Annotated in this window: 11 protein-coding genes and 1 pseudogene; 10 read left to right on the forward strand and 2 right to left on the reverse strand. The window is 62.3% G+C overall.

Features of this window, described 5'->3' with window-relative positions; translation table 11 throughout:
- Positions 1-385 precede the first annotated feature (385 nt).
- The 5 genes from xdhA to guaD all read left to right on the forward strand — a co-directional run bounded on the left by xdhA (position 386) and on the right by guaD (position 6,709).
- Positions 386-1,825: a xanthine dehydrogenase small subunit gene (gene xdhA, locus E8F06_RS03170; RefSeq protein WP_280364112.1), complete on the forward strand. Its 1,440-nt coding sequence runs from the start codon at positions 386-388 to the stop codon at positions 1,823-1,825.
- Positions 1,818-4,214 (forward strand): xanthine dehydrogenase molybdopterin binding subunit, encoded by a 2,397-nt coding sequence (gene xdhB / locus E8F06_RS03175; protein ID WP_280364114.1) that lies wholly within the window; start codon positions 1,818-1,820, stop codon positions 4,212-4,214. The genes xdhA and xdhB overlap by 8 nt, the downstream gene beginning before the upstream one ends.
- Before the next feature lie 76 nt (positions 4,215-4,290).
- Positions 4,291-4,440 (forward strand): hypothetical protein, encoded by a 150-nt coding sequence (locus E8F06_RS03180; protein WP_280364115.1) that lies wholly within the window; start codon positions 4,291-4,293, stop codon positions 4,438-4,440.
- A complete protein-coding gene (gene xdhC, locus E8F06_RS03185; RefSeq protein WP_280364117.1) occupies positions 4,437-5,270 on the forward strand; it encodes a xanthine dehydrogenase accessory protein XdhC in 834 nt (277 codons plus the stop codon). Before E8F06_RS03180 ends, xdhC begins: the two co-directional genes overlap by 4 nt.
- 131 nt (positions 5,271-5,401) lie before the next feature.
- The gene (gene guaD, locus E8F06_RS03190) at positions 5,402-6,709 is read left to right on the forward strand and encodes a guanine deaminase (protein ID WP_280364118.1); all 1,308 of its coding nucleotides are present in this window, start codon (positions 5,402-5,404) and stop codon (positions 6,707-6,709) included.
- A 293-nt stretch (positions 6,710-7,002) separates the two neighbouring features.
- Here guaD and E8F06_RS03195 read toward each other — a convergent pair.
- Positions 7,003-7,780, reverse strand: a pseudogene (locus tag E8F06_RS03195) (GntR family transcriptional regulator); the annotation flags it as partial.
- Between the two features lie 617 nt (positions 7,781-8,397).
- Between E8F06_RS03195 and E8F06_RS03200 the strand changes: the two are divergent.
- Positions 8,398-9,747 carry an NCS2 family permease gene (locus E8F06_RS03200; protein WP_151135304.1) on the forward strand — a complete coding sequence of 450 codons (1,350 nt, stop codon included), beginning with the start codon at positions 8,398-8,400 and terminating at the stop codon, positions 9,745-9,747.
- Between the two features lie 556 nt (positions 9,748-10,303).
- Here the strand turns inward: E8F06_RS03200 and uraH are convergent.
- A complete protein-coding gene (gene uraH, locus E8F06_RS03205) occupies positions 10,304-10,657 on the reverse strand; it encodes a hydroxyisourate hydrolase (protein WP_280364183.1) in 354 nt (117 codons plus the stop codon).
- A gap of 421 nt (positions 10,658-11,078) precedes the next feature.
- Between uraH and puuE the strand changes: the two genes are divergently transcribed.
- From puuE to E8F06_RS03225, 4 genes are all read left to right on the forward strand, one after another.
- Entirely contained in the window at positions 11,079-12,008 is a 930-nt protein-coding gene (puuE, locus tag E8F06_RS03210) for an allantoinase PuuE (protein ID WP_280364120.1), read from the forward strand.
- Entirely contained in the window at positions 12,005-12,520 is a 516-nt protein-coding gene (gene uraD / locus E8F06_RS03215) for a 2-oxo-4-hydroxy-4-carboxy-5-ureidoimidazoline decarboxylase (RefSeq protein WP_280364123.1), read from the forward strand. Before puuE ends, uraD begins: the two co-directional genes overlap by 4 nt.
- Positions 12,521-12,681: 161 nt before the next feature.
- Entirely contained in the window at positions 12,682-13,185 is a 504-nt protein-coding gene (locus tag E8F06_RS03220; RefSeq protein ID WP_151135312.1) for an ureidoglycolate lyase, read from the forward strand.
- 53 nt (positions 13,186-13,238) lie between these two features.
- On the forward strand, positions 13,239-14,546 hold the full coding sequence (locus E8F06_RS03225; RefSeq protein WP_280364126.1) for a urate hydroxylase PuuD: 1,308 nt from the start codon (positions 13,239-13,241) through the stop codon (positions 14,544-14,546).
- Positions 14,547-14,606: the final 60 nt, after the last annotated feature.

The following is a 14,606-nucleotide window of genomic DNA, read 5'->3' on the forward strand; positions in this document are numbered from 1 at the left end:
CGGAGCTTTCCCACGCCAAAGCTCCGGCGCTGACAGTACTACGGGTACGGGCAGTGGGCGCAAGAGCAAAAAAGGGGAAATTTCCGACTCTGCCGCAGGACGCGGGCAGGGAGCGGATTCTACCACAAGGCAACGGGCGCCACGGGCGGCTCCACGAACGGAAACGATCGAGGACGGGCGCCCTTCCGTCTCTTTTCTACAATTAGGACAGGAGGCGCAAACGCGCCTGAACCTTGAGACAGAGCGCTCGCGGCGGCTAATAGCTGAAAGACATGAAGATTTCCTGACTTTTGGGTCAAATATTTATTGACCCACAGGTCAGACCCCTCTAAATTTGCCGCCATACGAGCCCTCGTAAAAACAATAAAGTGCCTGGAGGTCGTCCTTGATCCAGTTTTTACTCAATCGGGAGCTGCGCACCGAGCAAGCCCTCGATCCCAATGTCACGGTGCTCAACTACCTGCGTGAGCATGTCGGCAAACCCGGTACCAAAGAAGGCTGTGCCTCGGGCGATTGCGGTGCCTGCACCGTGGTTGTCGGCGAGCTGGACGGGGACCGCATCCGCTACCGCACCCTCAACTCCTGCCTGACCTTCGTGTCGTCGCTGCACGGCAAGCAGCTGATCACCGTGGAAGACCTCAAGCACCAGGGCCAACTGCATTCCGTGCAGCAGGCCATGGTCGACTGCCACGGTTCCCAGTGCGGCTTCTGCACCCCCGGCTTCGTCATGTCCCTGTTCGCCCTGCAGAAGAACAGCAACGGCTACGACAAGGCCCAGACCATGGAAGCCCTGGCCGGCAACCTGTGCCGCTGCACCGGCTACCGCCCGATCATCGACGCTGCCGAGCAGGCCTGCTGCCAGAAGCAGCCCGACCAGTTCGACGTTGCCGAAGCCCAGACCGTCGCTCAGCTGAAAGCCATCGCCCCGCGCGAGACCGCCGAGCTGAACAGCGGCGACAAGCGCTGCCTGGTTCCGCTGACCGTGGCCGACCTGGCCGACTTCTACGTGTCCAACCCGCAGGCCCGCCTGCTGGCTGGCGGCACCGATCTCGCCCTGGAAGTCACCCAGTTCCACCGTGAACTGCCGGTGATGATCTATGTCGGCCACATCGACGCCATGAAGCGCATCGAGCAGAACGGCGACTACATCGAAATCGGCGCCGCCACTCCGCTGTCCGACTGCTACGAGACGCTGTCCCAGGAGTACCCGGACTTCGGCGAACTGCTGCACCGCTTCGCCTCCCTGCAGATCCGCAACCAGGGCACCCTGGGCGGCAACATCGGCAACGCCTCGCCCATCGGCGACGCCCCGCCGCTGCTGATCGCCCTCGGCGCGGAGATCGTCCTGCGCAAGGGCAACCAGACCCGCATCCTGCCGCTGGACGAATACTTCCTCGATTACAAGGTCACCGCCCGCCAGGAGTCCGAGTTCATCGAGAAGGTGCGTGTGCCGCGCGCCCGCAGTAACCAGACTTTCCGCGCCTACAAGGTCTCCAAGCGCCTGGACGACGACATCTCCGCCGTCTGCGCCGCGTTCAACCTGGTGATCGAGAACGGCCAGGTGCGCAAGGCCCGAGTCGCATTCGGCGGCATGGCCGGCATTCCCAAGCGCGCCAGCGCCTGCGAACAGGCCCTGATCGGCGCCGCCTGGTATCCGGGCACCGTCGAACGCGCCTGCGAGGCACTGGCCAAGGACTTCACCCCGCTCTCGGACTTCCGCGCCAGCAAGGAATATCGCCTGCTGACCGCCCAGAACCTGCTGCGCAAGTTCTTCCTCGAGCTGCAATCCCCAGAAGTCGAAACCCGGGTGACCGCATATGTCTAATCACTTCCATCACAAAACCCAGGAAGAGCTGGCGGAACTGTTCCGTGCCGACATCACCACCGGCGTCGGCAAGAGCGTCAAGCACGAGAGCGCGCCCAAGCATGTGACCGGCGAGGCCGTGTACGTCGACGACCGCCTGGAGTTCCCCAACCAGCTGCACGTCTATGCCCGCATGAGCGACCGCGCCCATGCGCGCATCACCCGCATCGATACCACGCCCTGCTACCAGTTCCCGGGCGTAACCATCGCCATCACCGCCAAGGACGTGCCCGGCCAGCTGGACATCGGTCCGGTGGTTGCCGGTGACCCGCTGCTGGCGGACGGCAAGGTCGAGTACGTCGGTCAGGTGGTCCTGGCCGTGGGTGCCGACAGCCTGGAAACCGCACGCAAGGCCGCCATGGCCGCCATCGTCGAATACGAAGACCTGGAGCCCGTGCTGGACGTGGTGGAAGCGCTGCGCAAAAAGCACTTCGTACTGGACAGCCACCAGCACAAGCGTGGTGATTCCAGCACCGCGCTGGCCAATTCGAAGAACCGCATCCAGGGCACCCTGCACATCGGCGGCCAGGAACACTTCTACCTGGAGACCCAGATCTCCTCCGTCATGCCCACCGAAGACGGCGGCATGATCGTCTACACCTCCACCCAGAACGCCACCGAAGTGCAGAAGCTGGTGGCCGAGGTGCTGGGTGTGCCGATGAACAAGATCGTCATCGACATGCGTCGCATGGGTGGCGGCTTCGGCGGCAAGGAAACCCAGGCGGCCGGCCCGGCCTGCCTGTGCGCGGTGATTGCGCACCTGACCCGTCGCCCGACCAAGATGCGCCTGCCGCGCATGGAAGACATGACCGTCACCGGCAAGCGTCACCCCTTCTATGTCGAGTACGACGTGGGCTTCGACGAGAACGGCCTGCTCACCGGCATCGAACTGGAACTGGCGGGCAACTGCGGCTACTCGCCCGACCTGTCCGGCTCCATCGTCGACCGTGCGATGTTCCACTCGGACAACGCCTACTTCCTCGAAGACGCCACCATCAATGGTCACCGCTGCAAGACCAACACCGCTTCGAACACCGCCTACCGCGGTTTCGGCGGCCCGCAGGGGATGGTCGCGATCGAAGAGATCATGGATGCCATCGCCCGCCACCTGGGCAAAGACCCGCTCGATGTCCGCAAGCTGAACTACTACGGCAAGGACGAGCGCAACGTCACCCACTACTACCAGACCGTCGAGCACAACATGCTCGCCGAGATGACCGCGGAACTGGAAGAAAGCGCCGAGTACGCCAAGCGCCGTGAGGAAATCCGCGAATTCAACGCGAAGAGCCCGGTACTGAAGAAAGGCCTGTCGATGACGCCGGTGAAATTCGGCATCAGCTTCACCGCCACCTTCCTCAACCAGGCTGGCGCGCTGGTGCACATCTACACCGACGGCAGCATCCACCTGAACCACGGTGGCACCGAGATGGGCCAGGGCCTGAACACCAAGGTCGCCCAGGTGGTGGCCGAAGTCTTCCAGGTGGACATCTCGCGCATCCAGATCACCGCCACCAACACCGACAAGGTGCCCAACACCTCGCCGACCGCCGCCTCCAGCGGCACCGACCTGAACGGCAAGGCTGCACAGAACGCCGCCGAAACCATCAAGGGCCGGCTGGTGGAGTTCCTCGCCAATCACTTCAAGGCGACCACCGAGGACGTGCAGTTCAAGAATGACCAGGTGCGCGTGCGCGACCACTTCCTCTCCTTCGAGGAAATGATCCAGCTCGCCTACTTCAACCAGATCTCGCTCTCCAGCACCGGTTTCTACCGTACACCGAAGATCTTCTACGACCGCGACAAGGCCGCCGGCCGCCCCTTCTACTACTTCGCCTACGGCATCGCCTGCTGCGAAGTGCTGGTCGACACCCTGACCGGCGAGTACAAGATGCTGCGCACCGACATCCTGCATGACGTGGGCGCCTCCCTGAACCCGGCCATCGACATCGGCCAGGTCGAGGGGGCCTTCGTTCAGGGCATGGGCTGGCTGACCACCGAGGAACTGGTGTGGAACGCCAAGGGCAAGCTGATGACCAACGGTCCGGCGAGCTACAAGATCCCGGCCATCGCCGACATGCCCATCGACCTGCGGGTGAAGCTGGTTGAGAACCGCAAGAACCCCGAGCAGACGGTGTTCCACTCCAAGGCCGTGGGCGAGCCGCCCTTCATGCTCGGCATTGCCGCCTGGTGCGCCATCAAGGACGCCGTGGCGAGCCTGGGAGACTACAAGGCGCAGCCGCAGATCGACGCGCCGGCTACCCCTGAGCGCGTGCTCTGGGGCGTCGAGCAGATGAAGAAACTGCAACAGCCGGCAAAGGCCTCCAGCCAGGCGGAGACCGAGCCTGCGTAACCCGTAGGAGCCAGCTCGCTGGCGAAAGCGATTCGCCAGCAAGCTGGCTCCTACATAGATAAAACGGTGCAGAACAATGACAACATCCACCGATCAAACGAAGACTAAGCAGCAGGACGGCGAGGCCGTGCTGCTGGAAACGCTGCCGGCACCGGTCCGTCCCAAGGACGACTGGCGGCTGTCGCGGACCACCAGGCCACTGCGTAGCTGGAGATTGAGCAAATGAGCTGGATCAGCGCCCTCGCCGACCTTCAGCACCGTGGTGAACCCTGCGTGCTGGTGACCATCATCGAAGAGCGTGGCTCGACCCCGCGCAATTCCGGTTCGAAGATGGTCGTCACCGCCGAGCGCATCTTCGAGACCATCGGTGGCGGTCATCTCGAATTCAAGGCGATGGAGATCGCCCGCGAGATGCTCGAAAGTCGCAGCCAGGACACCCGCCTGGAGCGCTTCAGCCTGGGCGCCAGCCTCGGCCAGTGCTGCGGCGGCGCGACCGTGCTGCTGTTCGAACCCATGGGCCAGCCACAGGCGCATATCGCCGTATTCGGTGCAGGCCACGTCGGCCGTGCACTGGTTCCGCTGCTCGCCAGCCTGCCGTGCAAGGTGCGCTGGATCGACTCGCGGGAAAACGAATTCCCCGAGCAGATTCCGTCTGGCGTGGACAAGGTGGTCAACGAGGAAGTGATCGACGAGATCGCGGACATGCCCAAGGGCAGCTACTTCATCGTCATGACCCACAACCACCAGCTGGATCTGGAACTCACCGCCGAGATCCTCAAGCGCAACGACTTCGCCTACTTCGGCCTGATCGGTTCGAAGACCAAGCGTCTCAAGTTCGAGCACCGCCTGCGCGAACGCGGCTTCGCAAGCGAAACCGTGCAACGCATGCGCTGCCCGATGGGCATTCAGGAGGTCAAGGGCAAGCTGCCGGTGGAGATCGCCATTTCCATCGCCGGCGAAGTGGTCGCCACCTACAACGCCAACTTCGGCCAGGAAGTGAAAAAGGGCGAAACCGTCGCCAAGCTGATTCCTTCCTCGCGCCGCGAACAGGCCTGAATTATTCCTTCCCCCACGGGGAAGGCGACGCGTAAGTGCCGGGTGGGGAGAGCCGCGTGACAGGGAGCTCCCCACTCCGGCCCCTCCCCTCGCGGGACGCAAGAATCGCAACGCCAACGAACGAGACTGACATGACCAGCCACGTAACCGCCTACCGCTCCGCCATCCTGCACAGCATCGCCGACCCCGCCCTGGTGGGCGTCGAGCAGTCCTATCAGTACTTCGAGGACGGCCTGCTGGTGGTGGAAGACGGTCGCATCAAGGCCCTGGGTGAAGCCAAGTCCCTGCTGCCGGGCCTGGATGCCGGCGTCGAGGTGCATGAGTATCGCGATGCCCTGATCACCCCCGGTTTCATCGACACCCATATCCACTTCCCGCAGACCGGCATGATCGCCTCCTACGGCGAGCAGCTGCTGGACTGGCTGAACACCTACACCTTCCCCACCGAGAAGCAGTTTGCAGACAAGGCCCACGCCGCTGACGTCGCGGGCATCTTCATCAAGGAACTGCTGCGCAACGGCACCACCACCGCCCTGGTGTTCGGCACCGTGCACAAGGAGTCGGTGGACGCCTTCTTCGAAGCCGCCCAGGCACTCGACCTGCGGATGATCGCCGGCAAGGTGCTGATGGACCGCAATGCCCCGGACTACCTGACCGATACCGCCGAGTCCGGCTATGCGGACAGCAAGGAGCTGATCGAGCGCTGGCACGGCAAGGGTCGCCTGCACTATGCGGTGACGCCGCGCTTCGCCCCCACCAGCACCCCCGAGCAACTGGAGCTGGCGGGCAAGCTGTATGCCGAGTACCCGGGCCTGTACATGCACACCCACCTGTCCGAAAACCGCAAGGAAATCGAATGGGTGAAAGAGCTGTTCCCGGAGCGCAAGGGCTACCTGGACGTCTATGACCACTACAAGCTGATCGGCGAGCGATCGGTCTTCGCCCATGGCGTGCACCTCTGCGACGACGAGTGCAAACGCCTGGCGGAAACCGGCTCGGCCGTAGCCTTCTGCCCCACCTCCAACCTGTTCCTGGGCAGCGGCCTGTTCGACCTGCAGAAGCTGGAAGAGCACGGTGTGCGCGTGGGCCTGGGCACCGACGTGGGCGCTGGCACCAGCTTCTCCCAGCTGCAATCGCTGAACGAGGCGTACAAGGTGATGCAGCTGCAGGGCAAGAAGCTCGACCCCTTCAAGTCCCTGTACCTGGCCACCCTGGGTGGCGCGCGCTCGCTCTACCTGGACGACAAGATCGGCAACTTCCAAACAGGCAAGGACGCGGACTTCGTGGTCCTGGACTACAAGGCCACCCCGCTGCTGGACTACCGCATGCAGCAGGCCAAGAGCCTTCCGGAACGCCTGTTCGCCCTGACCATCCTCGGCGACGACCGCACCGTGAAGGAAACCTTCGCCGCCGGCCGTAGCGTGCACAAGCGCGGCTGATCGAACGCGCAAACAGAAAAGCCCCGCTTCGGCGGGGCTTTTCTTTTGGAGTTCCGGTGGGTTCAGGAGCCTTGTAGGAGCTAGCTTGCTAGCGAAAAGGGGCCATTCGCTGGCAAGCCAGCTCCTACGGGCAATGCAACCCGTAGGATGGGTTGAGCGGAGCGATACCCATGCGGACGCCAATTGATGGGTATCGCAAGCTCGCGGAACGCCGCCCGACCCACCCTACGTTCTGGCCGTGCCTTCAAGCCGCTCAAACAAAAAACCCCGCATTCGCGGGGCTTTTTACCTGGGTCTGAATCAGACGTTGCGCGGCGTTGCGCGGCCGGGCTTCTTCTTGGTCTGCAGCAGGTGTGAGAACACCGCGTGCAGGTCGTCCGAGGCACCGCCTTCGTCCAGGTTCAGCTTGTCGTCGATGTGATCCATGTGATGCATCATCAGCATCACCGCGCGCTCGGCGTCGCGGGACTCGATGGCGTCGATCAGGCGATTGTGCTCATCGAAAGAACAGTGGGAGCGGCTGCCGCTCTCGTACTGGGCGATGATGAGGGAGGTCTGCGATACCAGGCTGCGCTGGAAGCTCACCAGCGGGGCGTTCTTCGCTGCCTCGGCCAGCTTCAGGTGGAACTCGCCGGAAAGGCGGATGCCGGCGCCACGGTCGCCACGGGAGAAGCAGGCCTGCTCTTCAAGGACCATCTGCCGCAGTTCCTGCAGCTGCTCGGCGGTGGCGTGCTCGACCGCCAGCTCGGTAATGGCGCGCTCCACCAGTCGGCGCGCGTAGAAGATCTGCCGGGCTTCCTCGACGCTGGGGCTGGCCACTACGGCGCCACGATTGGGTCGCAACAGCACCACGCCCTCATGGGCAAGGCGCGACAGGGCGCGACGGATGATGGTGCGGCTGACACCGAAAATCTCACCCAGGGCCTCTTCGCTCAGCTTGGTACCGGGAGCGAGGCGCTGCTCGAGAATCGCATCGAAAATGTGCGCGTAGACGACGTCGTCCTGAGTGCCGCTGCGGGTGCTTTTGGCGGTGCGCGGCTGCTTCTTGAGTGGCTGCAACTGTTCGTTCATGGGTGCTCGCGTAAAGGGGGTCGGCGGTATTCCAGGGCCCTTTTTGCCCCTTTTCGCCGGGCTGAGCAGGTGGGTCAGCGGGGGAAATCAGGGAAAAATCGAGTGATATTGTACACAATCATCCCCCCTTGAACAGTTTCGCAGCAGCTCCAACCCCATTCCTGACCAGTTGCACAGGTTTTCCAGCAGGATCCAGCCACCTCTTTTTTCATTGAGGGTTGAAGCGACAAACCTGCGGATTTCCCTACATTTTTTTGTCATAAGCGCAGCTGGCGCAGTGCCATTTCGTGCTTTCGCTCCCCTCCCTCCACTCCGCCTCTCTTTTGGCATTACCTCATAAGTCATTGTTTTTTAACGATTTGGTTAATTCGTTAGCCTGCAAATTGTCGCGACATAACCTAACCGTACGGTCAACTTTTGTTGATTGGATCGTTTTTTCGAACATTGAAAACATTATTTGTTTTTTTTGTATACAAAGGCATAATCGCGCCGTGACTTCCTGACCCTGCGGTCAAGTATTGGAGGAAGTGCACCACTCACGCCATCCGCCTCAGTCAGTCCGGAGCCAGCTCCCGGCTCTGGGTGAACAAAACAAAAGAGATGAGGAGTACCACGCTGTGGAAAGCATCAAACAACAAGAACAAGGAACGTACGTCGCTACACCGCCCGCCAAGGGTCTGCTTGAACGTCTCTTCAAGCTCAGCCTGCACGGCACCACCGTGAAGACTGAGCTGGCTGCAGGCCTGACCACCTTCATCACCATGGCCTACATCATTTTCGTCAACCCGAACATCATGGCCGATGCCGGGATCGATCATGGCGCAGCTTTCGTTGCCACCTGCCTTGCCGCAGCCTTCGGCTGCCTCCTCATGGGCCTCTACGCCAACTGGCCGGTCGGCCTCGCTCCGGGCATGGGCCTGAACGCCTTCTTCACCTACACCGTGGTCAACACCATGGGCTACAGCTGGCAGATCGCGCTTGGCGCGGTGTTCCTCTCCGGCGTGCTGTTCATGATCCTGACCTTCTCGCGCATCCGTGAGTGGCTGCTCAACAGCATCCCGAGCAGTCTGCGCTTCGCCATGGGCGCAGGTGTCGGTCTGTTCCTCGGGCTGATCGGCCTGAAGACCGCCGGCATCGTGGTTGCCCATCCGGCCACCCTGGTGCACATCGGTGACCTGACCTCCCCCGGTCCGCTGCTGGCCGCCATCTGCTTCCTGATGATCGCGGTACTGGAATACCGCCGCATCTTCGGCGGCATCCTGATCAGCATCCTCACCGTGACCCTGATCGGTGTTGGCCTGGGCATCGTCAAGTTCGGCGGCGTGTTCTCCATGCCCCCGAGCCTGGCCCCGACCTTCATGGCCATGGACATCACCGGCGCATTCAACGTGACTATGGTGAGCGTGATCCTTGCGTTCCTCTTCGTGCACATGTTCGACACCGCCGGCACCCTGATGGGCGTGGCCCAGCGTGCCAACCTGGTGCAGGAAGACGGTCGTATCGAGAACCTGTCCCGCGCCATGAAAGCGGACAGCGCCTCCAGCGTCTTCGGTGGCGTGCTCGGGGTACCGCCGGTCACCAGCTACGTAGAAAGTGCTGCGGGCGTTGCTGCTGGCGGCCGCACCGGCCTGACCGCAGTGACCGTGGGCATCCTGTTCATCGCCGCGATGTTCTTCGCCCCGCTGGCCGGCATGATCCCCGCCTATGCCACCGCCGGTGCCCTGATCTACGTTGCGATGCTGATGATGGGCGGCATGGCCCACATCGACTGGAAGGAACACACCGAAACCATCCCGGCCATCGTCACCGTCATCATGATGCCGCTGACCTTCTCGGTCGCCGACGGTATCGCCCTGGGCTTCGTGACCTATGTCGCCATGAAGGCCTTCACCGGCAAATACAAGGATGTGTCGGTAAGCCTGTATGCCCTGTGCGCCATCTTCGTGGCCAAGTTCATCTTCCTGTAATCGCAGGTAGCGCTTCACCGGGCCCTGTCGCTTTGCGCCAGGGCCTTTTCATTTGGAGCTGTGGTCCTGGCCCTGCCAGTGACGATTGGAATGCACTGAATAGCAGGATGAAGCCGCATAGGTAGGGGGCACCGTGCGTTCAGCCGGGGCACATGGGTAACGCCTGTCGGGGGACATGGGTAACGGGTTGAGGGTCATAGCCCTCCCCTCCTACCCCCTGCGCTTGATTCGCCTCCCGGCGCAGAGCTGCCCCATTGCCTGACAGCGACAGACCGAAACGATTTCCGACCGTCGGCCTGCGAAATGGCAAATGCCGCCTAGACTCTCCCCTAACCCGACATTCCCCATGCATCAGCGCAGCCCCTTGGGCTGGCGCACAGGCTTTGTGTTGTCGATTTTCGCACTCCCTTGCGCATCTCCCCGTGATGCGTTTCAGCCCGGCCTTGTGCCGGGCTTCTTTTTTCGGCCTGACACTTTTCTGCAGGCGAAAAAAAGGCCCGCAGTGTGGACGGGCCGTAAAAGACTCCAGTGAGTCGAGGGTAACGAGTATTCGGTACTAGCTGCCGCGATAGGTGGAATAGCTGTAGGGGGAGATCAGCAGCGGCACGTGGTAGTGATCTTGCTCGGCGGAGATGCCGAAGCGCAGCACAACCACATCGAGGAAAGCGGGTTCGGCGAGCTTCACGCCACGGGCGCGGTAGTAGTCGCCGGCGTGGAAGTGGATCTGATAGACGCCGCTCTGGTAGTCGGCACCCTGCAGCACGGGCGCATCGCAGCGGCCGTCGTCGTTGGTGATGGCGGTGGCGACCAACTCCATGCCCGCGCCTTCTACGCGATAGAGCTCGATCTTGATATCACGGCCAGGGCAGCCGTGGGCGGCATCCAGTACATGCGTGGTCAAACGTCCCATTGCTCGCTGGGCGTCTACCGGGCCAATGCGTGGCCAAGGCAGGAACGCCACACCTCCTCTGCTTGTTCATATCGGTGTGTGGGTGGGGTCGAAGCCCCGGTATGGAACGCAGAATAACATGCGACCGAAGAAATGTAAGACATAAACTCAAAAAATTGTACACAATCTAGACGCCATATCCCGTCGAGCCTTTGCGACGACTGGCTCCATCCGGATTTACGTGCACCGGCCAGCCCTCGGGCCTTCTGCCATGCAGACCTGACAAGATGGACAGGTTCGTTAAGCGAACGCGGAATGTCGAATCAGACAAAGATTTGATTTACAAAACTCATGACAGTTTGTATACAATCACCCCATCCCCGGTCGCGCACCACTTTCCAGGCTGTCGCTGATCGCCCAACAGACAAGAAGGAAGACTGCAGTGAGCGCCGAGTACCCACGCGACCTGATCGGTTACGGCAACAATCCTCCCCACCCGCACTGGCCGGGTGAGTCCCGCATCGCCCTGTCCTTTGTCCTCAATTACGAGGAAGGCGGCGAGCGCAATGTGCTCCATGGTGACAAGGAATCCGAAGCCTTCCTGTCCGAGATGGTGGCCGCCCAGCCGCTGCAGGGCGTGCGCAACATGAGCATGGAATCCCTCTACGAGTACGGCAGCCGTGCTGGTGTCTGGCGCCTGCTGAACCTGTTCAAGCAGCACGACATCCCCCTGACTATCTTCGCCGTCGCCATGGCCGCCCAGCGCCACCCGGACGCGATCCGCGCCATGGTCGAAGCCGGTCACGAGATCTGCAGCCACGGCTACCGCTGGATCGACTACCAGTACATGGACGAGGCCCAGGAGCGCGAGCACATGCTCGAAGCCATCCGCATCCTCACCGAGCTGACCGGCGAGCGTCCGGTGGGCTGGTACACCGGCCGTACCGGCCCGAACACCCGTCGCCTGGTGATGGAGGAAGGCGGCTTCCTCTACGACTCCGACACCTACGACGACGACCTGCCCTACTGGGACCCGGCCAGCACCGCTGAGAAGCCGCACCTGGTCATCCCCTACACCCTGGACACCAACGACATGCGCTTCACCCAGGTGCAGGGCTTCAACAAGGGCGACGACTTCTTCGAATACCTCAAGGACGCCTTCGACGTGCTCTACGCGGAAGGCAGCGCCGGCGCGCCGAAGATGCTGTCCATCGGCATGCACTGCCGCCTGCTGGGCCGTCCCGCTCGCCTCGCCTCCCTGGCGCGCTTCATCGAGTACGTAAAAGGCTTTGATCAAGTCTGGTTCGCCCGCCGCGCCGACATCGCCCGCCACTGGCACGCCACCCACCCGTTCAAAGAGCAAGCCAAATGAGCCGCTTTCAGACCCTGACTCCGTCCACCCTGTCCCGCGAAGCCTTCGTCGAAGCGTTCGCCGACATCTACGAGCACTCGCCCTGGGTCGCCGAGAAGGCCTTCGACCTGGGCCAGGACGACCGCGTCGACGAGATCGATGGCCTGCACCAGCGCATGGCCGACCTGTTGCTCAGCGCCAGCCATGAAGCCCAGCTGGCACTGATCAACGCTCACCCGGACCTGGCCGGCAAGGCAGCCGTCCGTGGCGAGCTGACCGAATCCAGCACCAGCGAACAAGCCGGTGCTGGTATCCACGAATGCACGGCTGAAGAGTTCGCACGCTTCACCGAGCTGAACGACGCCTACAAGGCCAAGTTCGGGTTTCCTTTCATCATGGCGGTGAAAGGCAGCAACCGGCACCAGATCCTGGCGGCCTTCGAGGAGCGGATCCACAACTCCCCTGAAGCCGAGTTCTCCAGGGCGCTGGCCGAGATCAACAAGATCGCGCTGTTCCGTCTGCAGCAGATGTAAGCCGCAGTCGCACCGCCCCTATTCGAGACCGGGCAGGCTAAGGCCCGCCCATCGGCTCTCCACCTAATCGGAGAGCCACGGGGGAGGATGGAAATACTGCCCTCCCCACCGGCCCCTCCCCCTCGCGGGATGGGAACCAGCAACGAACAAGTAGAACAGCCATGCGAACCCTGAAGATCGAGCCCCTGACCAAAGAAGCCTTCGCCCCCTTCGGAGATGTGATCGAAACCGACGGCAGCGAGTACTTCATGATCAACAACGGCTCCACCCGCCGTTATCACAAGCTGGCCACGGTCGAGACCGCCCAGCCCGACGACAAGGCGATCATCAGCATCTTCAGCGCCGAATCCCTCGAGATGCCATTGCGCATCCGCATGCTGGAACGACATCCGCAGGGCAGCCAGGCTTTCATTCCGCTGCTCGGCAACTCCTTTCTGGTCGTGGTCGCGCCAATTGGCGATGTACCTGTACCGGGTTTGGTCCGTGCCTTCCTCTCCAATGGCAGGCAGGGCGTTAATTACCATCGCGGCGTCTGGCACCACCCGGTGCTGACGATCGAAAAGCGGGATGACTTCCTGGTGGTTGATCGCAGTGGTTCTGGCAACAACTGCGACGAGCATTACTTCACTGAGGACGAGCAACTGCTCCTCGACCCCCACCACTAATAAGAGAAGCCCAACGATCGGCGTGCTGGTCAGCGGGAAAAGAGGTAAACACTGTGGAAGCACATCTGACCGAATGGCTGAACCTGAGCATTCGCTGGGTTCACATGATCACCGGTATCGCCTGGATCGGCGCATCCTTCTATTTCGTCTGGCTGGAGAACAACCTGAACCGCGCCAACCCGCGCGACGGTCTGTCGGGTGACCTCTGGGCCATCCACGGTGGTGGCATCTACCACCTGGAGAAATACAAGCTCGCTCCGCCGAAAATGCCGGACAACCTGCACTGGTTCAAATGGGAAGCCTATTTCACCTGGTTGTCGGGCGTCGCCCTGCTGACCGTGGTGTTCTACATGAACCCGACCCTGTACCTGATCGCACCCGGCGTGGACATCGCTCCGGCTGCCGCCGTCGCCATCGGCATCGGCTCGCTGATCGCAGGCTGGTTCATCTATGACTTCCTCTGCGACTCGCCGCTGGGCAAGACCCCTGCCCTGCTCGGCCTCGTCCTGTTCGTGCTGGTGATCGGCGCTGCCTGGGGCTTCACCCATGTGTTCAGCGGCCGTGGTTCCTACATCCATGTCGGCGCCCTGATCGGCACCATCATGGTCGGCAACGTGTTCCGCATCATCATGCCGGCCCAGCGCGCGCTGGTTAAAGCCATCGAAGAAAACCGCACCCCGGACCCGGTCCTGCCGGCCAAGGGCCTGCTGCGTTCGCGTCACAACAACTACTTCACCCTGCCGGTGCTGTTCATCATGATCAGCAACCACTTCCCGAGCACCTACGGCAGCCAGTACAACTGGCTGATCCTGGCCGGGATCGCGGTGATCGCGGTACTGGTGCGCCACTACTTCAACACCCGCCACGACAGCAACAAGTTCGCCTGGACCCTGCCGGCCGGCGCCCTGGGCATGATCTGCCTGGCGTTCGTCACCGCGCCGAACTACAAGGCCGCCGAACCGAGCGTTGCCGTGGAGCCCGCCCATCAGGAGCAAGCCGCTCCCGCCGCCAGCAGCGCAGCTGCTCCGGCCAGCGAGAGCAAGCCCCAGGCTGCCGCACCGGCTGAATCCGCCGCCCCGGCCCAGGCCAGCGCCACCGGTTCTGACTTCGGCAAGGTCCACAGCGTGATCCAGGAGCGCTGCGCCGTCTGCCATTCCGCCAAGCCCACCAGCCCGATGTTCACCTCGGCTCCGGGCGGCGTAATGTTCGACACCCCGCAGCAGATCCAGATGCTCGCACCGAAGATCCAGGCCCAGGCAGTCGCCAGCCAGATCATGCCGCTGGGCAACATCACCCAGATGACCCAGGAAGAGCGTGACCTGATTGGCCGCTGGATCGCCCAAGGCGCCAAGACCAACTAAGCATCAAGGGGACCTGCAACATCGGCTCCCCCAATGACCACGGCAGGCGGTGACCCCAAG

This window comes from Pseudomonas sp. BN411 (assembly GCF_029871235.1).
GTDB lineage: Bacteria > Pseudomonadota > Gammaproteobacteria > Pseudomonadales > Pseudomonadaceae > Metapseudomonas.